Source organism: Streptomyces sp. NPDC096136 (assembly GCF_044763325.1).
GTDB lineage: Bacteria > Actinomycetota > Actinomycetes > Streptomycetales > Streptomycetaceae > Streptomyces.
Map to the genome: position 1 here is coordinate 1 of NZ_JBIWFZ010000024.1, position 23168 is coordinate 23168.

The 23168-nt window shown below is 74.7% G+C and carries 20 protein-coding genes; 10 read left to right on the forward strand and 10 right to left on the reverse strand.

Annotation, left to right across the window (positions count from 1 at the left end):
* Positions 1–105 precede the first annotated feature (105 nt).
* From ACIRBY_RS33075 to ACIRBY_RS33085, 3 genes are all read right to left on the reverse strand, one after another.
* Positions 106–330: an acyl-CoA carboxylase subunit epsilon gene (locus tag ACIRBY_RS33075; protein WP_403907672.1), complete on the reverse strand. Its 225-nt coding sequence runs from the start codon at positions 328–330 to the stop codon at positions 106–108.
* A gap of 199 nt (positions 331–529) precedes the next feature.
* The gene (locus tag ACIRBY_RS33080) at positions 530–2362 is read right to left on the reverse strand and encodes a galactose oxidase-like domain-containing protein (protein WP_403907674.1); all 1833 of its coding nucleotides are present in this window, start codon (positions 2360–2362) and stop codon (positions 530–532) included.
* Between the two features lie 132 nt (positions 2363–2494).
* Positions 2495–3031, reverse strand: a complete 537-nt coding sequence (locus ACIRBY_RS33085) for a hypothetical protein (protein ID WP_403907676.1) — start codon at positions 3029–3031, stop codon at positions 2495–2497.
* A 291-nt stretch (positions 3032–3322) separates the two neighbouring features.
* Between ACIRBY_RS33085 and ACIRBY_RS33090 the strand changes: the two genes are divergently transcribed.
* From ACIRBY_RS33090 to ACIRBY_RS33115, 6 genes are all read left to right on the forward strand, one after another.
* Positions 3323–5602 (forward strand): HelD family protein, encoded by a 2280-nt coding sequence (locus tag ACIRBY_RS33090; RefSeq protein WP_403907678.1) that lies wholly within the window; start codon positions 3323–3325, stop codon positions 5600–5602.
* Positions 5603–5684: 82 nt separating this feature from the next.
* Positions 5685–6881 carry a cytochrome P450 gene (locus ACIRBY_RS33095; protein ID WP_403907680.1) on the forward strand — a complete coding sequence of 399 codons (1197 nt, stop codon included), beginning with the start codon at positions 5685–5687 and terminating at the stop codon, positions 6879–6881.
* 109 nt (positions 6882–6990) lie between these two features.
* Complete coding sequence (locus ACIRBY_RS33100; RefSeq protein ID WP_403907682.1) at positions 6991–8256, forward strand: VWA domain-containing protein; 1266 nt, start codon at positions 6991–6993, stop codon at positions 8254–8256.
* A complete protein-coding gene (locus ACIRBY_RS33105; protein WP_403907684.1) occupies positions 8256–9056 on the forward strand; it encodes a hypothetical protein in 801 nt (266 codons plus the stop codon). The genes ACIRBY_RS33100 and ACIRBY_RS33105 overlap by 1 nt, the downstream gene beginning before the upstream one ends.
* Before the next feature lie 130 nt (positions 9057–9186).
* Positions 9187–10110: a MurR/RpiR family transcriptional regulator gene (locus ACIRBY_RS33110; RefSeq protein WP_403907686.1), complete on the forward strand. Its 924-nt coding sequence runs from the start codon at positions 9187–9189 to the stop codon at positions 10108–10110.
* 325 nt (positions 10111–10435) lie between these two features.
* On the forward strand, positions 10436–10828 hold the full coding sequence (locus tag ACIRBY_RS33115; RefSeq protein ID WP_403907897.1) for a hypothetical protein: 393 nt from the start codon (positions 10436–10438) through the stop codon (positions 10826–10828).
* Positions 10829–10852: 24 nt separating this feature from the next.
* On the opposite strand, the gene ACIRBY_RS33120 is transcribed toward ACIRBY_RS33115, so the two are convergent.
* The 5 genes from ACIRBY_RS33120 to ACIRBY_RS33140 all read right to left on the reverse strand — a co-directional run bounded on the left by ACIRBY_RS33120 (position 10853) and on the right by ACIRBY_RS33140 (position 16447).
* The gene (locus tag ACIRBY_RS33120; RefSeq protein WP_403907688.1) at positions 10853–12439 is read right to left on the reverse strand and encodes a phospholipase; all 1587 of its coding nucleotides are present in this window, start codon (positions 12437–12439) and stop codon (positions 10853–10855) included.
* Between the two features lie 238 nt (positions 12440–12677).
* Positions 12678–13787, reverse strand: a complete 1110-nt coding sequence (locus ACIRBY_RS33125) for an aryl-sulfate sulfotransferase (RefSeq protein ID WP_403907690.1) — start codon at positions 13785–13787, stop codon at positions 12678–12680.
* A 31-nt stretch (positions 13788–13818) separates the two neighbouring features.
* Positions 13819–14820, reverse strand: a complete 1002-nt coding sequence (locus tag ACIRBY_RS33130; RefSeq protein ID WP_403907692.1) for an ABC transporter substrate-binding protein — start codon at positions 14818–14820, stop codon at positions 13819–13821.
* Positions 14821–14966: 146 nt separating this feature from the next.
* Positions 14967–15686 (reverse strand): ABC transporter ATP-binding protein, encoded by a 720-nt coding sequence (locus ACIRBY_RS33135; protein ID WP_403907694.1) that lies wholly within the window; start codon positions 15684–15686, stop codon positions 14967–14969.
* Complete coding sequence (locus tag ACIRBY_RS33140) at positions 15683–16447, reverse strand: ABC transporter permease (RefSeq protein ID WP_403907696.1); 765 nt, start codon at positions 16445–16447, stop codon at positions 15683–15685. The genes ACIRBY_RS33135 and ACIRBY_RS33140 overlap by 4 nt, the downstream gene beginning before the upstream one ends.
* Before the next feature lie 130 nt (positions 16448–16577).
* Between ACIRBY_RS33140 and ACIRBY_RS33145 the strand changes: the two genes are divergently transcribed.
* Positions 16578–17156, forward strand: a complete 579-nt coding sequence (locus ACIRBY_RS33145) for a helix-turn-helix domain-containing protein (protein WP_403907698.1) — start codon at positions 16578–16580, stop codon at positions 17154–17156.
* 52 nt (positions 17157–17208) lie between these two features.
* Here ACIRBY_RS33145 and ACIRBY_RS33150 read toward each other — a convergent pair whose 3' ends face one another.
* Both ACIRBY_RS33150 and ACIRBY_RS33155 read right to left on the reverse strand, forming a co-directional pair.
* The gene (locus tag ACIRBY_RS33150; protein WP_403907700.1) at positions 17209–17754 is read right to left on the reverse strand and encodes a YcxB family protein; all 546 of its coding nucleotides are present in this window, start codon (positions 17752–17754) and stop codon (positions 17209–17211) included.
* Between the two features lie 73 nt (positions 17755–17827).
* A complete protein-coding gene (locus ACIRBY_RS33155; protein ID WP_403907702.1) occupies positions 17828–20548 on the reverse strand; it encodes a serine hydrolase in 2721 nt (906 codons plus the stop codon).
* A 249-nt stretch (positions 20549–20797) separates the two neighbouring features.
* Here ACIRBY_RS33155 and ACIRBY_RS33160 point away from each other — a divergent pair, with 249 nt between their 5' ends.
* Genes ACIRBY_RS33160 through ACIRBY_RS33170 form a run of 3 tightly spaced genes read left to right on the forward strand, consistent with a single transcriptional unit; the run spans position 20798 to position 23159 of the window.
* Positions 20798–21217 (forward strand): GntR family transcriptional regulator, encoded by a 420-nt coding sequence (locus tag ACIRBY_RS33160; protein ID WP_403907704.1) that lies wholly within the window; start codon positions 20798–20800, stop codon positions 21215–21217.
* Positions 21214–22209 (forward strand): ABC transporter ATP-binding protein, encoded by a 996-nt coding sequence (locus ACIRBY_RS33165; RefSeq protein ID WP_403907706.1) that lies wholly within the window; start codon positions 21214–21216, stop codon positions 22207–22209. The genes ACIRBY_RS33160 and ACIRBY_RS33165 overlap by 4 nt, the downstream gene beginning before the upstream one ends.
* Complete coding sequence (locus ACIRBY_RS33170; RefSeq protein WP_403907708.1) at positions 22206–23159, forward strand: transporter; 954 nt, start codon at positions 22206–22208, stop codon at positions 23157–23159. Before ACIRBY_RS33165 ends, ACIRBY_RS33170 begins: the two co-directional genes overlap by 4 nt.
* Positions 23160–23168 lie beyond the last annotated feature (9 nt).

Sequence of the window (23168 nt, forward strand, 5' to 3'; positions counted from 1 at the left end):
AGCGCGAGCGCGTGACCTGCCGCAGGCAAACACCGCAATCTGAAACAGGCGACGCCTCACGTGGCGACCCACGGACTCAAAACCAGATCACTAGGGGGGTCCGGCTCAGCGGCAGGCCCAGCACCCCGCCCAGCATCCGTGGCCCCCGGGCCGCGGATGCGGGCGGCGGTGCGCCCGGGCATGACCCCGGGCGGGCCCGGGGGAGGCGGGCGGGCGGCCGGTGCGGCCCGCGAGGCAGGCCACCACCACCGTGATCGCGGCCAGTTCCTCGGGGCGGGCGGCGCCCCGATGGACCCGCAGCAGGCTGGATATCGCGTCTTCGCTTCGCATCGTCACGGCCTCTCAGCAGGAGGTCTCCCCCTCGCCCGACCGGGCCCGCCGGGCCGTCGGGCCCGACCGCCGGGCCGTCGGGCCCGACGCTGACGACGCTACGGGGCCGTCCGTGGGCGTGTCGCGCGGGGGAGCGGTCGTCCACGGCCGTCCGGGTGACGGCGCCGGCGAACTGCGGGCCGCCGGGGGCGGGGCGGGCCTACCGGTGGCCCAGCTTCACCCACTTGGCGGTGCTGGGCACTCCCCGCCCGTCCAGGAGGAACAGCATGTAGTAGCCGGGCGGGGCGTCCGCCGCGCCCGGCGGGGTGCGCAGGGTGAGCGCGTCGCCCCGTACGGCGGTGACGGCGAGCTCCAGGTGCCGCTGGCTGGTGTTGACCGCGTGGGTGACCGTCGTCGGCGCCAGCAGGACGGCCCGCCGGACGGCGGCGGCGGTGCGGCTGCGGACCTCGAAGAGGGCGTCGTGGGCGAGTTCGCCCGCCGGTACCCGGTCCAGGGCGGGCCGGGTGCCGCCCTGGTGGAGGTAGGCGGGTTCGTAGATCTCGATGCTGCCGTCCATCGCGTCCCGGATGTCGGGGTCGTTGGCGATCTGCTGGAGTTCGTCGCCGGTCACCATCACCCGGCCGTCCGGCATCACCAGGGCGTTGGAGTGGTAGCCGCGGGGCAGCCGCTGGGCCGGGCCGAGCCGCCAGTGGCCGCGGGCGTCGCGCAGCTCCGTCTGCCGGTACTTGAGGTCGGCCTGCGGGTTGAACGGGCCGTGGCCGTAGTCGCGGGTGCTCAGGGCGCCGTTGACGGTGAGCAGGGTGGCGTCCGGCAGGATCAGGGTGTCGTCCTGGGTGCGGCCGAAGGCCCGGGGCTCCTCGGTGGTCCACCGCCGGCCCGACAGCCGGTAGGTGTTCGGGTCGTGCGGGTCGCCGCCCAGGACCAGGACCGAGTCCGGTCCGCGCAGCCCCGCCGGGAGCGGTACGGCCGACCCGTAGCCCCGGAAGTCCGCCGGGCGCCGGGGCAGGACGGCCCGGGTCTCCTTCACGGGGTCGAACAGCCACTGCTGGTCGGCGTCGCGTCCCAGCCCGTAGATCATGCCGTCGCGCAGTGAGAAGAGGTGCGGGTAGTCGTTGCGGAACGGGGCGTCGGCCCGGAACCGCTCCACGGCCATGCCCGCGGGAATGTCGAACGTCCGCCACGGTACGGGCAGTCCCTTGGCGGGGAAGCGCTCCACCACGGGGGTGGGGGTGCCCGTGCCGCGCTCGGACTGGCCGGACATGATCGTCTGGCGGCCGTCGGCCCCGGTGACCACGGAGGGGTACCAGCGCCCCACGGACATGTCCCGGTTGCGGAACCAGGTCTCGGTCCACGGGTCGAACACGAAGGACAGCTTCGCCCCGCTGCCGCCCTTGCCGCCGGCGTTGCCGCCGAAGACCGCCAGCATCCCGTTGGGCAGGAAGGCGTGCCCGGCGCAGAAGAACGGCGCGGGGCGCGGGACGTACGTGCCGTCCGGCATCAGCACGGTCGGCGGCCGGACCTCCTTGAAGGCCCGCGCCCCCGTGCCCCGGGCGGGGTCCCAGAGGAAGGCCCGGCCCGCGTTGGTCGGGCCGATGCGGTCGGTGGGCCCGGTCTCCTTGGTGGGGTTGACCTCGACCCGTTCGAAGGAGAACAGCAGCACCTTGCCGGTGGGCAGCTGGGCGAGGTGGACCCCGAAGTCGGGGGAGGGGAAGTACTCCGCGAACCGGCCGTCGCGGGCCGCGCCGAACGCCTTGTTGGCCGCGGCCTGGGACTTCGTCAGCGCGGCCAGGCTCGCGGTGCGGGTGGACTGCGGGTACTCGGCGGCGCCCGCGGCGGCGCCGCGCCGCTCGGCGTGGGCCCGGGCGTGGTCGGCGCCGATGGCGGCCGCCTCGGCGTCGGCGTGCTCGTGCTCCCCGTCGGTCCCGTGGGCCCGGGCGGCCGGCGCGCAGAGGAGGGAGCTCGCGGCCAGGGCGGCGGCCAGCAGGGCCGTCAGGGCGGCGGACGCGGCGGACCGGTGGGCTGTTCGGGGCATGCGGCGCGCTCCTCGGTGGGCGACGGCCGGGGCGGGAGGGCCGGCCGGGCGGGAGGGGTCGGGAGGGGTCGGGAGGCTCGCCATGTTAGAAGATCAGGTGCATATCGCCTCATATGACGCGGACCCACTGCCTCATACGGGTGGCCCGGCCTGGCCCGCGGCGCGGTGGCGCCGGCGGTAGGAGAGGGCCGCGGCCCCCAGCAGCGGCCCCCAGGCGGTGAGCGGCAGGTAGAGGAAGCCGACGAGGAGGGCCCCGCGGGCCGTCATGTCCTCGTGGGGCAGCAGCCACCACAGGGTGAACGGCGTCCACAGCAGGGTCAGCGCCACGGCGCCGGCCCCGGCGGCGGCCGCCACCCGGCGAGGCGCCGGCCGGCGCCCGCCCACCAGCGGCACCCACCGCGGGAGCACCTCCCCCCAGGGGCGCACCAGTCCCAGGGTCAGCAACGCCAGCAGCTCGCTCGCCGCGCTCAGCAGCACCACGTACACCCGGCCCCAGCCGGGTATCCCGGCCGCCGCGTAGCCGGCTTCGGTGTACCCGGCCAGGAACCCGGCCGCGAGGAACAGCCGCCAGATCCCGGTCGGCAGGGTGAGCAGGGCGGTGGCGTGGGCGGCGCGTACGGCCCAGCGGGGCGCGGCCGGAACGCCCCGGCCGGGGTGGGATGCGGTCATGTGCACCAGCCTGCCGGGCGGCGTCCGCGCCGGCGTCGCCCCGCGGGACGGTCCGTGCGGCCCCCCGGGCAGGAGCCCGCGCGCCCTTCCTCCCCCGCGCGGGGGAGCGGCCGCCCTCCGCCCGGAAGCCCGCGCGGAGGACCCCCGGGCCGGCCTGCGGAGATACGGAAAACGCCCCGGACGAATTGACGTCCGGGGCGTGCGTCTGCGTATATTCGATGATTCACGCCTAGAATGAAAAGAAGGCGTGAGGAAGCTTTGCAGGGACATCGTATCGCGCAGGGAGCGAAATTGTCAAACAAGGAATTCCAGAGCGAGCAGCAATTCATCGACATGCTCTACGCGCGCCTCGAGGACCTGCGGGACAAGGCCGAACGCGCCGTCAAGGGCGCCCTCGCCGAGAACGGCAACGGATTCCAGGCGCGGCTGGAACGCGATGTCATGGTCGCCGAGCAGTCCGGACTGCTTTCCACCCTGAACGCCTCCGAACACGGCCTCTGTTTCGGCCGCCTGGAGTTCTCCGACGGCCGTGACCACCACATCGGCCGCATCGGAATCAGACGCGACGACGCCGAGCGCACCCCGCTCGTCCTCGACTGGCGCGCCGACGTGGCCCGGCCCTTCTACCTCGCGACCGGCCACGTCCCGATGGGCCTGCGCCGCCGGCGGCACATCACCACCCGGGGCCGCGAGGTCACCGCCCTGCACGACGAGATCCTCGACCTCACCGACCCCGAGCGCACCGGCCACGAGGGCGCCGACGCCGACGCCGTGCTGCTCGCCGCCCTCGACGCCGCCCGCACCGGCCGCATGCACGACATCGTGCGGACCATCCAGGCCGAGCAGGACCGCGTCATCCGCTCCCCCCACCAGGGGGTCCTGGTCGTCGAGGGCGGCCCCGGCACCGGGAAGACCGCCGTCGCCCTGCACCGCGCCGCCTACCTCCTCTACGCCCAGCGCGAGCTCCTCGGCAAACGCGGCGTGCTGATCGTCGGCCCCAACCCCGCGTTCCTCGGCTACATCGGGGAGGTGCTGCCCTCCCTCGGCGAGACCGGGGTGCTCCTGGCCGCGCCCGGCGACCTGTTCCCCGGGATCCGCGCCACCGCGACCGACCGCCCCGGGGCCGCCGAGGTCAAGGGCCGCGCCGCCATGGCCGAGGTGCTCGCCCGGGTGGTCGCCGACCGGCAGACCCTGCCCGAGGGCGTCCCCGCCGGCAGCGGCGAGGACAACGACCTGGTCCCCGAGCCCGCCCTGGAGATCGACCACGACGACTACGGGACCCTGCTGCTGGACCGCACCATGGCCCACGCCGCCCGCGACCGGGCCCGCACCACCGGCCTGCCCCACAACCTGGCCCGCCCCTACTTCGCCTTCTCCGTCATCGACGCCCTCACCGGGCAGCTCGCCGACCGGCTCGGCGCCGACCCCTACGGCGGCCCCAACCTGCTCGGCCCCGACGACATCGCCCAGCTCGGCAAGGAGATCGCCACCAGCGCCGACGTGCACGCCGCCATCGACACCCTCTGGCCGCACCTGACCCCCCGGCAGCTGGTCTCCGAGTTCCTCGCCGACCCCACCCACCTCTGCGACGAGGACGCCGCGCTGATCCGGCGCCCCGCCGACGGCGCGGACGGCTGGACCCCCGCCGACGTCCCGCTGCTCGACGAGGCCGCCGAGCTCCTCGGCGTCGACGACAGCGCCGAACGCGCCGCCGCCGAACGCGACCGGCTGGAGCGCGTCGCCTACGCCCAGGGCGTCCTGGACCTGTCCCTGGGTTCGGAGTCCTACGAGTTCGAGGACACGGAGAAGGAGTACCTCGCCGCCCACGACGTCATCGACGCCGAGCGGATGGCCGAGCGGCACGAGGAGGCCGACCACCGCACCACGGCCGAACGCGCCGCCGCCGACCGGACCTGGGCCTTCGGGCACGTCATCGTCGACGAGGCCCAGGAGCTGTCCGAGATGGCCTGGCGGCTGCTGATGCGCCGCTGCCCCACCCGCTCCATGACCCTCGTCGGCGACCCGGCGCAGACCGGCGACGAGGCGGGCTGCGGCTCCTGGAAGCGGATCCTCGACCCCTACGTGGGCGACCGCTTCGAGCGCGTCCGGCTCGGCGTCAACTACCGCACGCCCGCCGAGATCATGGAGGTGGCCGCCGCCGTGCTGCGCGCCCACCACCCCGGCTTCGAACCGCCCCGTTCCGTGCGCTCCACCGGCGCCCGGCCCTGGGTGCGCTCCACCGGCGACCTGGCGGCGGCCGTCGCCGAGGGCGTGCGCGAGGGCGCCCCCGCCGAGGGGCGGCTCGCCGTCATCGCCCCGCGCCGCCTGCACCCGGCGCTGGCCGCCGCCCTGCCCGGCGTACGGGCCGGGGAGCAGCCGGACCTCACCCGGCCCGTCGTCCTGCTGGACCCGCGCCAGGCCAAGGGGCTGGAGTTCGACACCGTGATCGTGGCCGAGCCCGCGGAGTTCGCGCCGAGCGACCTCTACGTCGCCCTCACCCGTGCCACCCAGCACCTGGGCGTCGTCCACACCGGCCGCCTCCCCGCCGGGCTCGCGAACCGGGAGGGCTGACCGCCGAGGACCGGCCACTCCCGCGGGTGAGTGGCCGGATTCGCGTGGGCGTGGCGAGAGTTGGCCGTCGTAGTGTGGCGAGATGCCCGTATCCGACATCGTTCCCCTCAGTCCGGACTTCGACGCGGACCCCCACTCCTTCTTCGCGAAGCTGCGCGCGGCGGGGCCGGTCCACCTGGTCAGCGACCCGAACACCCGCCTGTCCGCGCCGTACTGGCTCGTCGTCGGCTACGAGGAGGCCCGCGCCGCGCTGACGCACCCGGGCCTGCGCAAGGACTGGCACGCCACCGACATGTTCCCGGAGTTCGAGCCCACCGCCGCCAACGAGAACATGCTCGAATCCGACCCGCCCCACCACACCCGGCTGCGCCGGCTGGTGGCCCGGGAGTTCACCGCCCGCCGGGTGGAGGCGATGCGGCCGCGCGTGCAGCAGATCACCGACGAACTGCTGGACGCGATGGCCGCCCGCCCCGAACGGTCGGCCGACCTGATCCGGGACCTCGCCTTCCCGCTCCCGATGACGGTCATCTGCGAACTGCTCGGCGTCCCCGACCTCGACCGCGAGCGGTTCCGGGAGTGGTCCAACGAGGTCGTCGCCCCCAGGCCCGGATCCCTGGACAACACGGCCCAACGGCAGCTCAGCGCCTACCTCGTGGAACTGGTCGCGGCCAAGGCCCAGTCCCCGGGCGACGACCTGCTCAGCGCGCTCATCCGCACCCGTGACGAGGACGGCGACTCGCTCTCCCCCGACGAACTGATCGGCATGGCCTTCCTGCTGCTGATCGCCGGGCACGAGACCACCGTCAACCTCATCGCCAACGGCGTACGGGCCCTGCTCGCGCACCCCGACCAGCTGGCCGCCCTCCGCGCCGACTTCGACGGGCTGCTGGGCGGGGCCGTGGAGGAGATGCTCCGCTACGACGGCCCCGTGCAGAACTCCACCTTCCGCTACACCGGCGAGGAGGTGGAGATCGGCGGCACGGTCATCCCGGCCGGCCAGGTCGTCCTGGTGTCGCTCGCCGGGGCCGACCGCGACCCCGAACGCTTCGCCGAGCCCGACGTGTTCGACATCCGCCGCCCCTCCGGCGGCCACCTCGCCTTCGGGCACGGCCTGCACTTCTGCATCGGCGCCCCCCTCGCCCGCATGGAGGGCCGCATCGCCGTCCGCGGCCTGCTGGAACGCTTCCCGGACCTGGCGACGGACCCGGCCGGCGGCCCGCCGGAGTGGCTCCCGGGGGTCCTGATGCACGGGGTGAGCCGGCTCCCCGTCCGCTGGTAGCCGCTCCGACGCCGGCCCGCACCGGCCCGGCCCCGCGGCCCGGCCGGTGCGGACACCGGTCACCGGGAACGGTTTGGACTGCCCAGCCGATCCTCAATACGATCCGGCGATGATCACAAGAAATCGGCTGGCGGCCGGGGCCTGCGGCCTGTTCGTCGCCTTGACCGCGGGGCTCTTCCCGCAGACCGCCGCCGCTGCCGACGGCCCGGCGAAGGAACCGCCCAAGGTCGAGCTCGTGCTCGACGTCAGCGGCTCCATGCGCGCCAACGACATCGACGGCCAGTCCCGCATGGCCGCGGCCAAGCAGGCCTTCAACGAGGTCCTGGACGCGGTACCCGACGAAGTCCGCCTGGGCATAAGGACCCTGGGCGCCACCTACCCGGGCGAGGACCGGGCGCTGGGCTGCAAGGACACCAAGCAGCTCTACCCCGTCGGCACGGTCGACCGCACCGAGGCCAAGACCGCCGTCGCCACCCTCGCCCCGACCGGCTGGACGCCCATCGGCCCCGCCCTCCAGGCGGCCGCCCAGGACCTGGACGGGGGCAACGCCACCCGCCGGATCGTGCTCATCACCGACGGCGAGGACACCTGCGCCCCGCTCGACCCCTGCGAAGTGGCCCGCGACATCGCCGCCAAGGGCATCCACCTCGTCGTGGACACCCTCGGACTCGTCCCCGACGCCAAGACCCGGGCCCAGCTGACCTGCATCGCGGAGGCCACCGGAGGCACCTACACCTCCGTGGCGCACACCGCCGAACTCTCCGGCAGGGTCAGACAACTCGTCCACCGGGCCGCCGACCCCGTCGCCACCCCGGTGGCCGCCGAGGGCGCCAAGAGCTGCGAGGCCGCCCCGGCCCTCACGTCCGGCCTCTACAGCGACCGCGAGTCCTTCGGCGAGCACCGCTGGTACAAGGTCGACGTCCGCCCGGGCCAGGAGCTGCGCGCCTCGGTCAGCATCGGCGCCGACCGGGCCGTCAACAACGACTACGGGATCCTGCTGCGCGCGACCACCGCGCACGGGCGGGAGATCGTCCGCGGCTCCGAGGCCGGGGACGGCCGTACCGACGTGATCTCCACCGGCCTGCGCTACCCGAAGGCCGAGGCGGACGGGGACGAGGACGCGAAGCCGGAGACCGTCTGCCTCCAGGTCAGCAACTCCTTCTCCGCCGGACCGGCCGTCAAGACCGCCCCCGGTATGCCCGTCGAGCTCACCGTCGACCTGGTCGACGGCCCGGACGAGGGCTCCGACGTGGCCTCCTTCGGCCTCGGCCGCGGCTGGTGGCTGATCGGCCTGCTGGTCCTCACCGGCCTGCTGGCCGGCCTGGTCTGGGGCTGGATCTCGCGCTGGCGCATCTCCGTCTGGAGGACCAACTGATGCGTACCGTACGCACCCTCACCGCGGCCCTGCTCGCCGGCGCGGCCCTGCTCGCCCCGGCGGCCGCCGCCGTCGCGGCCCCGAGCCCGGTCCCCAGCGCGGGCGGGGGCACCGGCAAGGACGGCTCCGCGCCCACCGAGGCCGGCACGGGCTTCCGCACCGCGGCCCTGTTCCGGCCGGGCCAGAAGGCCACCGCCTCGGCGTCCACCGGCGACTACCTGTACTGGGCGGTGCCCGCCGACACCGGCCAGCGGCTCACCGTGCGCGCCGCGGTCACCCTCCCCGAGTCCGCCGCCCGGCACGGCGCGCAGACCTGGCAGCTCGACCTGTACGACGGCCTGCGCCGCAGGCAGCCCTGCACGTACGGCAACCAGCACGTGTCGGTCGCCAAGGAAGCTCCCACCGTGGAGCTCTCCTGCACGCTGCGGACGGTCCGCTCCGGGGCCGAGACGTGGTCGAACGACCCGTTGCCGGGCAGCTACTACGTCCGGCTGACCGTCGTCGGGGTCCCCGAGGACGACCACGGCCTGCCCTTCAAGGCGCAGGTCGAGGCCGACGTCAAGGAGGCGGGCGGGGCGCGGGCGGTGGACGCGGTCCTGGGCCAGCCGCTGGTCCCGGGCATCGAGAGCGCCTCCGAGCAGCAGCGCGAGGCGCGCGCGCCGGAGGGCGGCTGGTCCGGCGGCTGGTGGTCCGACCGCTGGCTGTGGACCGCCGCGGGCGGGGTGCTCGCGGCCCTGGCGGGCCTCTACGGGTACTCCCTGACCAGGGGTTCGGGCCGCCCGGCGCGACCGCGGGGCTGAGCGCGCGCCGCACCGGTACGGGGTACCGGTGCGGCGCACCCGCGCGGTGCCCCGTACCGTGCCGGACGATCATCCGGCCACGGAGCGTGGGCTATGTTGGGGGGAGAGTGACGTGAGAAGGAGGCCGCCGGTGTCATCGGGGCAGCAGGCACGCGCGCAGGCGGCCGCGATCACGCCCAGCCAGAGTCCGCCGCAGGAGCAGGAGAGGCCGCCGGCCGACCGGCTCCTGGCGCTCTTCGACGGCCGCCGGCTCTCCCCGGGCCAGCGGCGGATCGCCCAGTACCTGGTCGACCACCTCACCGAGGCCGCGTTCCTGTCCATCACCGAACTCGCGGAGCGGGTCGGGGTGAGCCAGCCCTCGGTGACCCGGTTCGCGGCCTCCCTCGGGTTCAGCGGCTATCCGGCCCTGCGCGAGGTGCTCCAGCCGATGGCGCTGAGCGCGGTGGCCGGCGGCACCCCCGACACGCGGGAGCAGATCCGTCACAACGAGCTCCAGGCCGCCGTCGACGCCGAGATCGAGAACCTGGAGAGCGTGCGGCGCCTGCTCGCCGACACCAACCAGGTGCTCGGCATCGGCCGCGAGCTGGCCCGCTCCGTCCCGCTGACCGTGCTGGGCCTGCGGATCTCCGTCTCCCTCGCCGAGTACTTCGCGTACGCGGCCCGCCGCATCCACCCCGACGTGCGCCTGGTGACCCGGGGCGGCAGCGTGGCCTACGACGCCCTGCTCCAGTCGCGGGCGGCGGGCGGCAGCTGGGTGCTGGCCTTCGCGATGCCCCGGCACGCCAACGAGACCCTGGCCGCGCTGCGGGCGGCCCGCAGCACCGGGCTGAGCGTGGTCCTGATCACGGACCCGACGGTGGGCCCGCTGGTGGAGGAGGCCGACGTGGTGCTCACGGCCGGCACCGGATCGCGGCTGGTCTTCGACTCCTACGCGGCCCCCGGCATGCTCTCCGCGGCCCTGCTCCAGGCGATGGCGGACGCGGACCCCGAGCGGACCCAGGCGCGCCTCGAACAGTACGAGCAGGCCGCCGACCAGCACGGTTTCTTCCTGTAGGGGTGGTTTTCACCTGGTGTGAACCGGAGATATTCACACCTGGGGTATGCATGAAATTTTTCATACCCTTGCTTACTCGACGGTATATATGTTTACTGACGCAGGCGCTCCGGATCCCTCAGACGCCAAGGCGGACGTTCCCCGCGTCCACCTCGAACGGACACCCAGTACGCCGATCCTCCTCACGGCGGGACCGGGTGTCGGGTCAGGGCCTACGGATCCCCCGGAGGAGCGCCCCGGCGGCCTCGGTCAACCCCTGGACCGAGGCCGCCCCCCTTCAAGAAGTCTCTCGATCAGAGTTCCACACCCCTCGGAAGTGACGAGAATGCTCCAGACGGCCACCCTCACGCGCAGCCCGGACTGGCCCCTCCAGGTCAAGGCCCCCGGCACGCACGACTGGGAGCGCACCGCCACCCGGTGGCTGCGGGACCTGCTCCCGGCCCGCTACGGCAGCTACCTGACGCTGACCCGTCACCACGCCCTGCTCGCCCGGCACGTCCAGCTCCAGCTCCAGCACGAGATGCGCGCGGTCCGCGTGGCCCTGCAGACCAGCCGGGCCGAGCTGCCGACGATGGGCGTCGCCGAGACGGTGATCGAGAACACGATCAGGATGTACGCCATCGAACTCGAACAGCTCAGCCGGCTGGCGCGGGGTGCGCGGCTGGTCTCCGAGGCGCTCCTGGGGGCGGCCGCCACCCCGGGCCAGCGCAGGCGCTGACCCGGGGCGACGGGGGGCGGGCCGTCAGGCCTGGCAGAGGCCGCGCGCGTAGTCGTACGTCGCGGTCGCCTGCGCGTACTTCCACTGCGGCGCCAGCAGCGAGTCGGCCAGCTGGCGCGCGGCGGACGGGCTCTCGACGACGTAGCCGAAGTCCTGGAGCCAGGACGGGTACAGGTTCTTCGAGCCGATGTAGAAGGCCGCGTCGTCCACCGAGACCAGCTTGTGGTGCTGGGCGTAGGGCTTGCCGTCGGCCCAGGTCGGAGCGTCCGAGGCCCGGGCGGTCGCCAGCTGGAGGTTCTGGCACATCGCGGCCTTCGACTTGCGCTCGTCGCCGGTCAGCACCGTCAGGCGGCCGCGCAGCGCGTCGCTCACCTCGTTCAGGGACTTGATCTGCGAGTAGCCGCCGCTGCCGACCGCGCCGCGGTTGGCCGGGTCGCTGACGACGATGCGGACCTTGACCCCGGCCGCCAGCTTCGCGGCGAGGGTGTCGTAGAGGCGGACGTCGTAGCGGGGCAGCGGCGGGCAGGTCGCGTGGACGTCCTGCTGGGAGATCTCGACGTGGTCCTTCGCGCTCGCGACCAGCGCGCGCAGGGCGCTCTCCTCCGGGTTGACCGTGTCGTAGTCCCGGTCGGCGTTGGTGTAGTCGTGCACCCCGATGCCGCACTTGGTGTCGGACGCCGTCGGCAGGACGGGGTTGAACGCCGAGGCCGGGTCGCTCTGGCGGATGCCCACGCCGAGGCCGCCGACCGCGAGGGCCGGGACGTCGCCGCCGCCGGCCGGGGCGGCGGGCCGGGGCAGGGTCGGCAGGCAGCCGGCGTTGTCGGAGGAGGCGAACCAGACGCTGGCCCAGCTGCCCTTGTTGCGGCAGGTCCAGTCCCACAGGGTGTCGAGGTAGCGGCCGGCGGAGCCCGCCGCCGGACCCGACAGCGCAAGGTCGACGTCGTTCACCGGGTGCGCGGTGTCGAGGTAGTCGTCCTTCCAGCTGTTGATGCCGCCGGTGATCACCGTGCCGCCGTCGACCACCACCAGCTTGGAGTGGTTCCAGGAGAAGCCGGTCTTCGAGGTCGTCATCGAGGCCACGTTGAGGGTGACGTTCGCCGCGGCCGGGCCCAGCTTGGCGACCAGCTCGTCGCGGTAGGAGGACGGGATCACGTTGGCGTGGTAGACCGGCGCGGCGCCGACCAGGACGCGCACCTGGAGGCGGTTGCCCTGGCGCACCGACTCCTTCAGGCCGGCCACGATCGCGTCCTGGAAGGCCCCGTTGGGGAACGGCGCCAGCGTGGATATGTCCACGCTCTGCCGGGCCTTCGAGATGTCCTCGCGCATCTTGTCGAGCAGCCGGCGCGAGCCCGGGCGGTCCGAGCAGGAGGGGTCGCCCCAGCAGCCGGGCGTCTGGAGCAGCCAGTCGGAGCCGCCCGGCGCCGAGGCGCCGAGGCGGTTGCCCGAGGTGCGCTCCCAGACCGAGCCCTCAAGCCCGGGGGAGACCTGGCGCACGGCCTGCTCGACGGAGTCCAGGTGCGGGGTGGGGGAGTCGGCGAAGGCCGGGGCGGCGGGGAGCAGGGCGAAGGAGAGCGCGAGCGAGAGGGCCGTCGTGCGGACGGTGCGTGCCAATGTGGTTCCTTGCAGATGGGGGTGGCTCGGGCCGGGCGGCACCGGGAGGGAGCCGTGCTCCGGCCTTGATCAACTCGCGCAAGTTACCAGCCCGTAAGGTGCCGTTCATCCAGGCTGGTCGGCTTCCGGCCACGCCCCCGGGCCGCCGTCCGCTCCCCGCGGGGCGGTTCGCCGTCGACCGACGGGACCCGGGTGGCCGAATCCCGTCAGTGGAATGCCATCCTCCGCTGTGGGGCGGTCAGAGCCAGGGGATCTGCGCGGCCGCGTAGCGGTAGGCGCGGAACACCGAGTTCTGCGCGCCGCGCGAGGACTCCAGGCCCGTGCCCTCACGGAAGGAACCGAACTCCGGGACGACGAACTCCCAGACCACGTCCCCTTCCGGGGTCACCTCGAAGAGCCTGCCGAAGGAGCCCTCCGCGATGAAGGTGTTCCCGTTGGGCAGCCGCTGCGCGCTGGACATGTACGGGCTGTAGAAGTTCTGCGGCGGGTTGTCCTCGTACGACCAGACCTCCTTGCCGGTGGCCGGATCCAGCTCCAGCACCCGTGAGTACGGCACCGAGGTCGTGTCCCGATACGTCCCGTTGTCGAACACGAGGATGGTGCCGCCCGGCAGTTCGTGCGGGTGGTGCTGCTGGGCCAGCACGTCCGGGCCGAACCTCCAGCGCACCGAACCGTCGGCGCGGTCCACGGCCACGGTCGTCGAGGCGCTGCGGAAGCCCACCACGACGCCGCCGTCGGCGAGTTCGTTGACGGTGTTGGCCATCGGCCAGTGCTCGCGGGCGAAGTGCCGGCCCAGCGGGACCTCCTCGGGGTCCAGGTGCTCGATCGCCGCCCAGCGCCACACCACCTCGCCCTCCCAGGTCATCTCGTACACCACGTCCCCGTAGACGATCCCGCCCGGCGCCTCGGAGCCGGGGATGCCGCCGCGGACGCGGGCGGCGTCGGCCGGGTCCAGGGGCTCGACGGTGGTGAGGAGCAGGTTGCCGTTGCGCAGGACGGAGGCGTCGTGGTGGTGGAAGGGGTGGCGGACCTCGCGCAGCACCGTCGAGTCCGGGGCCAGCTCCTGGAGGATCCCGCCGTGGTAGACGTCCCAGATGGGGAAGAGGGTCGGGCCCGAGGTGTCCTTGGCCGCGTAGAAGAGGTTCCCGTTCGGGAGCAGCTGGGCCTGGCGGCCGGGCGGGTGCGGGGAGTCCCAGGTGTGGGCGGACCTGCCCTCGATGTCCACGAGGTGGATCCGGCCCTCGCCGGCGATCGGGGTGTAGAGGGTGTAGCCGCCGTAGCTGCGCCCGGGGTCGTGGGCGCGCAGGCCGGTGCCCCGGCGGCGGAGGGTGTTCTGGTCGACGGTCATGGGGTGTTCCTTCTTTCCTCGTGCTCGGGCGTCAGTCGGTGAGGGTGACGGCGGAGGGGTCCGCCGCCCTGAGCGGGTCGGGGCGCAGCCGCTCGCGCAGGGCCTGCCGGTCGGCGGGGCCCGGGAGGGACTGGGCGGCCTTGGCCCAGGCGGCCTCGTCGGCCAGCTGCGCCAGGAGTTCGGGGGACAGGGTCGGGCCGTACGCGTAGCGGGGCTGGAAGGCCTCGACGTAGCCGGGCTGGAGCGCCCCCTTGGACTGGGCGACCACGGCCCGGCGGGCGGCGGCCGGATCGGCCTCGCCGGCCTGCCGCGCGCGCAGCACCGTACGCAGGACGGCGCTGGCCGCCGCGTCGTCCGCGGAGGGGCCGGCGACGAGCAGGGTGCGGGCGGTGTAGCCGGAGAAGGGGAGTTCGGCGTAGTGGTCGCCGAGGGCCGTGCGGGCGGCCTCGTAGAAGCTGGGGAAGGTCACCCCGGCGTCGACGTCACCGCGGGCGAGGGCGGCGGTGACCTGGTTCGGGGCCAGGTTGACCACCGTCACGTCGGCGGCCGTCAGCTGGGCGGAGGCGAGCATCCGGCCGAGCGCGTACTCGACGTTCGTGCCCTGCGGGACCCCGACCCGGTGGCCCTTGAGCGCGGCGAAGCCGGTGACGCCGCGGTCGGTGCGGGTGAGCAGCCGCCAGTCGGAGAACCGGGACAGCTCCGCGACGATCCGCACGTCCCGCCCGCCCAGCGCCGCCGTCACGGCGGGCAGGTCGCCGACGACCCCGAACTGCGCCTGTCCGCCGAGCACGGCGTTCAGCGCGTCGCGCCCGGTCGGCAGGGTGGTCACGGTGGCGTCGACCCCGTCGGAGGACCACAGCCCCCGCTCCTGCGCGAGGTACACGGGCGCCCCGCCGAGCTGATCGCTCCCGGCGATGGTGACGCGGTGGCGCCCGCCGGGGCTCCCGCCGCCGTCACCGCTCCCGCAGGCCGTGGCCGACAGGGACAGCAGGGCGGCGAGCAGCACGGCGACGGCCGCGCGGGGTCTGCGCATGGGGTGGGGTCCTTTCGGGTGGGGAGGGGGGAGGGGACTGCGAGGTACGGGCGCCGACGGGGCGCTGCCCGGCCGGGGCGGGGCCGTACGGCGGCCCGCACCGTGCGGGGCGCTCCGGTGCGAAGCCGTGGGACGGGCCGGGGTGGTCAGGGGGTGGCCAGGTGCCCGGCGATCAGGGCCCGCAGGGACGGGTCCGGGGGGCCCGGCGGGACCGGGTGGTCGGCCAGGACGCGCCCCGGGGATCCGCCCAGGACCACCACCCGCTCCGCCAGGGCGAGGGCCTCGTCGATGTCGTGCGTCACGAACAGCACCGTCGTGCCGCGGCGCTGCCACAGCTCCCGCAGCAGCTCCTGCATCCGGCCGCGCGTCAGCGCGTCCAGCGCCCCGAACGGCTCGTCCATCAGCAGGACCTCCGGCCGCGCGGCCAGCGCCCGGGCCAGCGCCACCCGCTGCTGCATGCCGCCCGACAGCTCGGCCGGGTACTTGCGCGCCCCGTCCGCGAGGCCGACCTCCTCCAGTGCGGCCAGCGCCCGCTCGCGGCGCTCCGGGCGCGGCAGTCCGAACCGCTTCAGCGCGAACTCGACGTTGCCCAGGGCCGTCCGCCACGGGAAGAGCGCGTAGTGCTGGAAGACCACTCCCCGTTCGGGCCCCGGCTCCCGCACCGGCGCCGACCCGGCCGTCACCCGCCCCGCCGTCGGCCGTACGAAGCCGGCCACCGCGCCCAGCACCGTGGACTTCCCGCAGCCGCTGGGCCCCAGCAGCGCGGTGAACGACCCGGCCGGCAGCACCAGGTCCGTCGGCTCCAGCACCGCGGCGCCCGCCCCGTACCCCGCCGACAGCCCCTCCAGCCGCACCTCCAGGCTCATGACGCGCTCCAGTGCACGAAGCGGCGCCCCACGGCGGCCAGGACCAGATCGGCGGCCACTCCGAGCAGCCCGAGGACGATCAGCCCCGCGAACATCCGGTCCACCCGCAGGAACTGGCCGTCCACCTGGAGCCGGTACGCCAGCCCGCTGTCCGCGCCGCCCAGTTCGGCGGCGACCAGCGCCAGCAGCGCCACCGAGGCGCCGTAGCGCAGCGCGGCCAGCAGCGCGGGCGCGGCGGCGGGCAGCAGCACCTCGGTGAACCGGCGGTGCAGCGGCGCCCCCAGGCACCGGGCCGCCCGCAGGTGCGAGGCCGGCACGCGCGAGACCCCGTCGTGGACGTAGAGCCAGACCGCGAGGGCGACGGCGTACGCGATCAGCAGGCGCTTGGCGCTCTCGCCGATCCCGAACCAGGCGGTCGCCAGCGGTACGAGCGCGATGGCCGGGATGGGGCGGAGGAAGGACACCACCGGGGTGACGGCCGCCGACAGCCGCGGCAGGTACCCGGTCGCGAACCCGAGCGCGCCGCCCACGGCCGCCCCCAGCGCGAAGCCCTGGCCGGCGCGGGCCAGGCTCGCGGCGAGGTCGGCGGCCAGGACGCCGCTGCGGGCGCTGCCGGCCAGCGCGGCCGCCGTGGCGGCCGGTCCGGGCAGCAGTCCCGGCGCCACCGCGCCCGACCAGGCCGCCAGCGACCAGAGCACGAGCACGGCGGCGGCCGCGCCCAGGGCGGGGCCGGCCCGGCCGGGGGATGGGGTGGCTTGCACGGGAGCACTCCTCGGGGTCGTTCATAAGTGAGGTCAATAATTGACCACGCTTATGAACGGCCTGTTGCAGCAGTGCGAAACCTCCGGCGGCCGCCCGGGCGCCCGAAACCGATGGGGTACGTTCACCAGCGTGTCCCGACCCCGAACCGAACCCACGCCCGAAGCGATCGAGGTGGGCCAGGCCATCCGCGACTGCCGTACGGCGCGCCGTGTCTCCATGGCCGTCCTGGCGACCCGCTCCGGGCTGTCGCAGCCCTTCCTGAGCCAGCTGGAGCGCGGCCTGGCCACCCCCAGCCTCAGCTCGATCTACCGCATCGCCGAGGCCCTCGACGTGGCTCCCGGCACCTTCCTGCGGCCCCCGGAGCGGCCCGGCGTGATCAGCCACCAGAGCGACCCCCAGGTCATCCGGGTCTCGGAGGCCGCGGGCCAGGTGGCCCAGGTCCTCATCCCGGGCGGCCGCAGCGGCCTGATGGAGGCGTACGAGCACCACTTCGAGCCGGGGCAGGGCGAGCGCGGCTGGTTCGAGCACCCGGGCGAGGACTTCCTCTACGTCCTGGAGGGCGAGATCGCCCTGGAGGTCCGCGGCGAGCCGCCCCTGACCCTCCGCGCGGGCCAGAGCGCCCACCACCGCGGCGACGTCCCCCACCGCTGCGGCCTGCCCGCCGGCGCCGGCCCGGCCCGCACCCTGCTGGTCATCGCGAACCCGTAGGCGGCCGCCGCGGGGGCCGGGGCCGCCCGCGCGGCCCCGCGCGGCGCACCCGTCAGGCGCGCCGCAGCCGCGAGTCGAGCAGGGCGCCGACCAGTTCGACCTGGCCGGGGGCGGTCATCAGCCGCTTGGGCAGGACGAAGAAGCAGGTCTTGAAGCCGCTCCTGCTCACGACGGCGTAGATGTCGGGCGTCTCGTGGTACCGCAGGAGCTGCTCCCAGGGCACGCGCGCCTGCTCGGCCCCGGCCCGGAGGACCGCGATGCCGCTGCCGTCGACGACGCACTCCTTCTCCTCCTGGGCCCCGTCGGCCTTGAGCGCGCGGGCGAGGATCCGACGGGGCGCCAGCACGCCGAACACCAGCGCGTACACGGCGGCCCCGGCCACGAAGACGAAGTCCACGGAGCCGCCGTCGGGGGTGATGCGCACTCCCAGCAGCGGGATGACGAGCGCCCCGGCGACGGCGGGCAGCCGCACGCGCCGGAACACCCCCGCCGCCCTGAGCGCGTCGCGGATCTCGTTCTTCTCCGGTCTGCCCCTGAAGCGCAGGACTTCGCCCGGGGCGGGGGCGTCCGGGCGCAGGGCTATCTCGTGATCGTTCACAGGTGCGGAGCATAGCGTTCCGCCAGCGTGGACCGGCCCGCGCGGGCGCACGGGCCGGGTCTCGCGGGGGGCGTCAGGAGAGACGGGTCACCCGGGTGCCGAACGAGGGCTCCGTGAGCTCCGTGCCCACCGCCACCGGGACGGTCTTCGCGCCCGGACCGTCGCCCACGGTCAGCACGCCCACCTTCGTGCCCGCCTCGGCCTCGTGCGGAACGGGCTTCCCGCCGACGGTGCCGAGGGTGAGCCGCAGCTTCTGGCCCGGGACGCCGATCACCGAGAGGTCCTGCGCCGCCACGAGCGGGGTCCGGCCGCCGAGGCCGTCGGAGACGTGGCCGACCGTCTGGCCCTTGTGGATCACGGGGGTGGCGGCGAGGGCCTTGCGGACGGCCGCGTTGATCGGTCGGGTGTTGTCGAGCACCAGGTTCAGACTGCCCAGGGCCTGCGGATCCGGGCCGTCCACGCGCTGTTCCATCAGCGCGCCGAGGATCAGCGGGGTCTCATTGCCGATCTGCTTGTCCGCGGCCCACACCAGGGTGCCGCCGGCTGCGGTGCTGGACCCCGTCTTGATCCCCTTGTTGCCCAGGCTCTTGTCCCCGAGCAGCTTGTTGCTGTTGTCGAGCGGCTCGACGACTCCCTTGATCGTCTTGTTCTGGGTCGCCACGATCGTGCGGAACATCTCGTCCTGCATCGCCGCCTCGGCGAGCTTGAGCTGGTCGACGGCGGTGCTGACGGTGGTGGCGTTCAGGCCGCTGGGATCGGTGTACGTGGTGTCCCGCATGCCGAGTTCCCGCGCGGCCGCGTTCATCTTCGCGACGAAGGCCGCCTCGCCGCCGCTTCCGCCGTCCCAACGGGCCAGCAGGCGGGCGATGTTGTTCGCGGACGGAAGCATCACCATCTCGAGCATTTCCCGCTGGCTGAAGTTCTGCCCGGCTTTGAGGTACTTGATCCGGGACTCGTCTCCGGAAGCGCTCTCGGCGGCCGCCTGTGCGTCGATCTCGATCTGGGGCCCCTGTTCGCCCTTGCGCAGCGGGTGGTTCTTGAGGATGACGTACGCCGTCATCGCCTTCGCCACGCTGGCCGTCGGCGTCGGCTTCTGCTCGCCGAAGGTGGCGACGTCGCCGGAGCCCGCGATGCGGACGGCGCCCTGGCCCTTGGCCGGCCAGGGGATGGACAGCGTGCCGTCCAGGGTGAGCGAGTCCTGCGCGGCGACCAGCTGAGCGGCCGGCAGCGGGCGCAGCATCTGGCCGCCGGCGACCGCTGCGCCGAGCAGCAGCACGATGGGGGCCCACACCTTGACGCGGCGCGTGAGGGTGCGGCGCGGGGTCTCCGGCGGGGGAGCGGTGTTGGTGAGCTCGGCGAGCAGGTCGAGGGGCGGACGCGGGGTCTCGCGGGTGGGTTCGAGGACCGGCGGCGCGGGAGTGCGGGCCGGGGCGGGCGCGGGCTTCGGCGCGGGGGCGTGGGGGTCCTTGAGCGCGACGAACTCGCTGGTGCGCTCGGGGTCGTGGGCCGGCGCCGCTGCCGGGCGGGCGGTCGCCGCGCCGCCCTTCGGGTCCCGCCGGGCGGGCGTCCCGTCGTCGGCCGGCTTCCGGTCGCCGGTACCGGCGGCCTTCGGCCGGCCGGCCGCCTTCGGCGCGTCCGCCTCGACCTCGGCAGCCGGGAGGGGGACCTCGGCCGTCGGATGGTCCCCGGATCCCGCGTCCGTCCCGTCGTCCTCGGATTCCTCCCGGGCCTCGTCCCGGGACGCGGGTACGCCGGAGGGATCGGCGTCGTCCGGGGCTTCCTCGCCGGCCGTGGGTCCGTCGTCCTGCTGCGGCTCGTCGCCGCCCTTCGCCCAGGAGGGGCGCCGCTCGGCAGCGCCGGCCCCGTCGGCGGCCGCCGGCTTCGTGGCCCCCCTGCCCGTGACCGCGGTCGCCGCACCGTCGCCGGAACGTTTCTGCGCAGCGTTGTCGTCGGCGGGCCGACCCCAGGCCGAGGCGCGGGGGTCGGCGGCGGTACGGGCCGGGGCCCCGTCCGTATCGGGCCGCCCGTCCCGCTTCGCCCAGGAGGGGCGGCGCGCGGGTGCGGGGTCCGTGCCCTGCCGGTCCGGCTCGGCCGCGCCCTTCCCGTCGCGAGCGCCGGACCGCGGGGCGGGGGACTCGTCCGCCGCGGCGCCCTCCGCGTCAGCGGGTCCGGGCGCGCCGGGGGTTTCGCCGTCGGAGGCATCCGCGTCGTCCCGCTCCGGCTCGGCCGGGGTTTCGGGGGCGGGGGCGTCGGGCCGGGCGGGCCGGTCCTCCTCCGTCCGGGCGCGGGTCCGCGCCGGCTCCGTGTCGGTGGCTTCCGGCTCGGCCGGGGCCTCGGGGTCGGAGGTGTCGGGCCGGGAACCCTTCGCCCCGTTCCCGTCCCCGTTCCCGTCCCCGTCCCCGTTCCCGTCCGTGGACCGGGGTTCGGCCGGGGCGTCCCCGTCGGCGGCGTCCGTGTGCGTCGAGCCGGGCTCGTCCCGTACGGTGCGGACCTCGTCGGAGGTGGTGTCGGCGCCCGGTTCGTCCTGGGACTCCCGTGCCGCCGCGGTGCCCTCGGCCGGGGCGGCGGTCGACGCCTCGGCCTTCCGGTCGCCGCCGGTCGCCCGCTCGTCCTCGGAGGCGGTGCCCGACTCCGCCTCCGCTCCCGCCGGCTCCCGCCCGTCGGTGTCGGCCCGCTCGCGCCCGGCCGGGCCATCGGCCCGTTCACGCCCGGCCAGGGCGGCGGCCCGTTCGCGCCCGGTCAGGGCGAGGGTGTCGCCCGTTCCGCCGCCGTCCGCCACCGATTCCGCCTTCATCCACGCCCACCTTGCTGTTCGCACCCGGCTCCGCCGGTCTCGCCGTCATGTCGGCGCGGGCGTTTCCGGCCCGCTGATCACCTAGATGTCCGACCCGGCCGCTGCGTTCCGTGCCGGGCGGGCTGTGACCGTTCGGTCATACTCCGCAGCCGTCCGCCACCGCCGTGCTCCGCCACCGGGTTTGACGATCACTCATGTTCTCTGCACTATTCCACTAACACGTTAGTGGAATAGTGCAGGAAGGGGAACATGGAGTTCCGCGTGGACCGGCGCAGCGGCGTCGCCACCTATCTGCAACTCGTCACCCAGGTCAAACAGGCCCTGCGCCTGGGCGTGCTGGAGCCGGGCGACCGCCTGCCGACGGCCCGTGAGGTGGTCGCGGCCACCGCGATCAACCCCAACACCGTCCTCAAGGCGTACCGGGAACTGGAGCGCGAGGGCCTCGTCGAACCCCGCCCCGGCGCGGGCACGTTCGTACGGCGCTCGCTCTCCCACCCCCAGGCGGCGGCGGACTCGCCGCTGCGCACCGCGCTCGCCGACTGGATGGCCCGGGCCCGCGAGGCCGGGCTGGGCCGCGAGGACGTCACGGCGCTCATCGCGGCCGTCGTGGACGAAAGCTTCAACCCCTCCGGGCCCGGGCCCGGACCGTCGAGAGAGGACACGGCGTGAGCGATCCCCAGCACGCCCCGGACCACATACCGGGAGGGACGCCCGCGTCCGCCCCCGCCCTGCGCGCGGCCGGACTCGGGCGGGAGTTCCCCGGCCGGCGGGCCCTGAGGGCCTGCGACGTCGAGCTGCCCCCGGGCCGGGTGACCGCGCTCGTCGGCCCCAACGGCGCCGGCAAGAGCACCCTGCTCCAGCTCGCGGCCGGCCTGCTCCGCCCCACCAGCGGGTACCTCAGGGTCTTCGGCCACGCCCCCGGCACCGCCGAGGCCCGCCGCCGCACCGCCTTCCTCGCCCAGGAGAAGCCGCTCCACGCCCGCTTCACCGTCGCCGAGACCCTCCGCCTCGGCCGCGAGCTGAACCCCGGACAGTGGGACGCCGCCGCCGCCGAACGCCTCGTGCGCAGTGGGGACGTCCCCCTCACCGCGCGGATCGGCTCGCTCTCCGGCGGCAGCCGCACCCGGGTGGCCCTGGCCCTGGTCCTCGGCAAGCGCGCCGACCTGCTGCTCCTCGACGAGCCGCTCGCCGACCTCGACCCGCTCGCCCGCCACGAGGTCATGGGCCTGCTGATGGCCGAGGCGGCCGAGCGCGGTACGGGCATCGTGATGTCCACGCACGTACTCGCCGAACTGGAGGACGTCTGCGACCACGTCGTGCTCCTCCAGGGCGGGGCCGTCCGGCTGGCCGGCGACATCCAGGAGCTGCGCGAGACGCACACCCGGCTCACCGGCCGCGCCGACCCGATGGAGCGCGACGGCCTGCCCCGCGCGTTCGACCGGAGCGCCGTCGTGCACTCCGCCGTCGGCGGCCGGCAGGTCACCGTCCTCGTCCGCAACGCCCCCGCCGGCCCGTCCCCCGCCTCCGAAGGAGCCGGGACGCCCCCGGGTACCGACGGGCACTGGATCGCCGAAACCCCCTCCCTGGAAACCCTGTTGCTGGCACACCTGCGCACCCCGAAGCCCGACGCCGACGCCCCCGCGAAGGAGGCCGCCGCATGAAGGGCGTGATCTGGCTGGCCTGGCGCCAGCAGCGGACGATGATCCTCACCGGCGCCGCCCTGCTGGCGGCCTGCACGGCCTGGGTCGCCTACCGGCGCTCCGAGATGACGAGGCTGATCGACCAGTACGGCTGGACCCCCTGCCCGGGCTGGAACGGAGGCTGCGAGAGCCTCGCCACCTTCCAGATCCTGGAGGGGAACACCACCGCGATCCGCGTCCTGGGCACCGCCGGCCTCCTCCTGCCCGCCCTCGTCGGCGTGTTCTGGGGGGCTCCGCTCATCGGACGCGAGCTGGAGACCGGCACCTTCAAACTGGCCCTGACCCAGGGCGTCGGCCCCCGCCGCTGGTTCGCGGCGCGCTTCGGCCTCGCCGCGCTGTGCGCCGTGCTCGCCTCGGTGGTCGTCGCCGCCCTCGTGGCCTGGTGGTGGCTGCCCATCGCCAACACCCTCGACGGCCTGTACTGGCACGACGCCCCCGTCTACAACGCCACCGGCCCGGCCCCCGTCGCCTGCGCCCTGTTCGGCCTCGCCGCCGGGACCCTGGCGGGCCTGCTGATCCCCCGGGTGCTGCCCGCCATGGGCGCGGCGCTCGCGGCCATCGGCACGGCCATGGTGTTCACGACGTACTTCCGCCGGAGCTGGATCGACCCGGAGACCCGGATCACCCCCGGCACGACCCCCAAGCGGCTGATCGGCAGCGGCTGGTCCACGGGCCAGTACGGCTACCTCACCCCCGACGGCCGCGAGCACTCCATCGACACCGTCTGCCAGGCCTCCGGCGAGGAACTCCGCCGGTGCATGGCGGAGCACGGATTCGTCGCCCGCTACCACAAGGTCTTCCCCAGCGGCGACTTCTGGGCCTTCCAGTGGATCGACTCCGCCCTCTACCTCGGGGCCGCCGCCGCACTCGTGGCCCTGACCCTGCTCGTCCTGCGCCGCCGCACCGCCTGACCGCCGGAC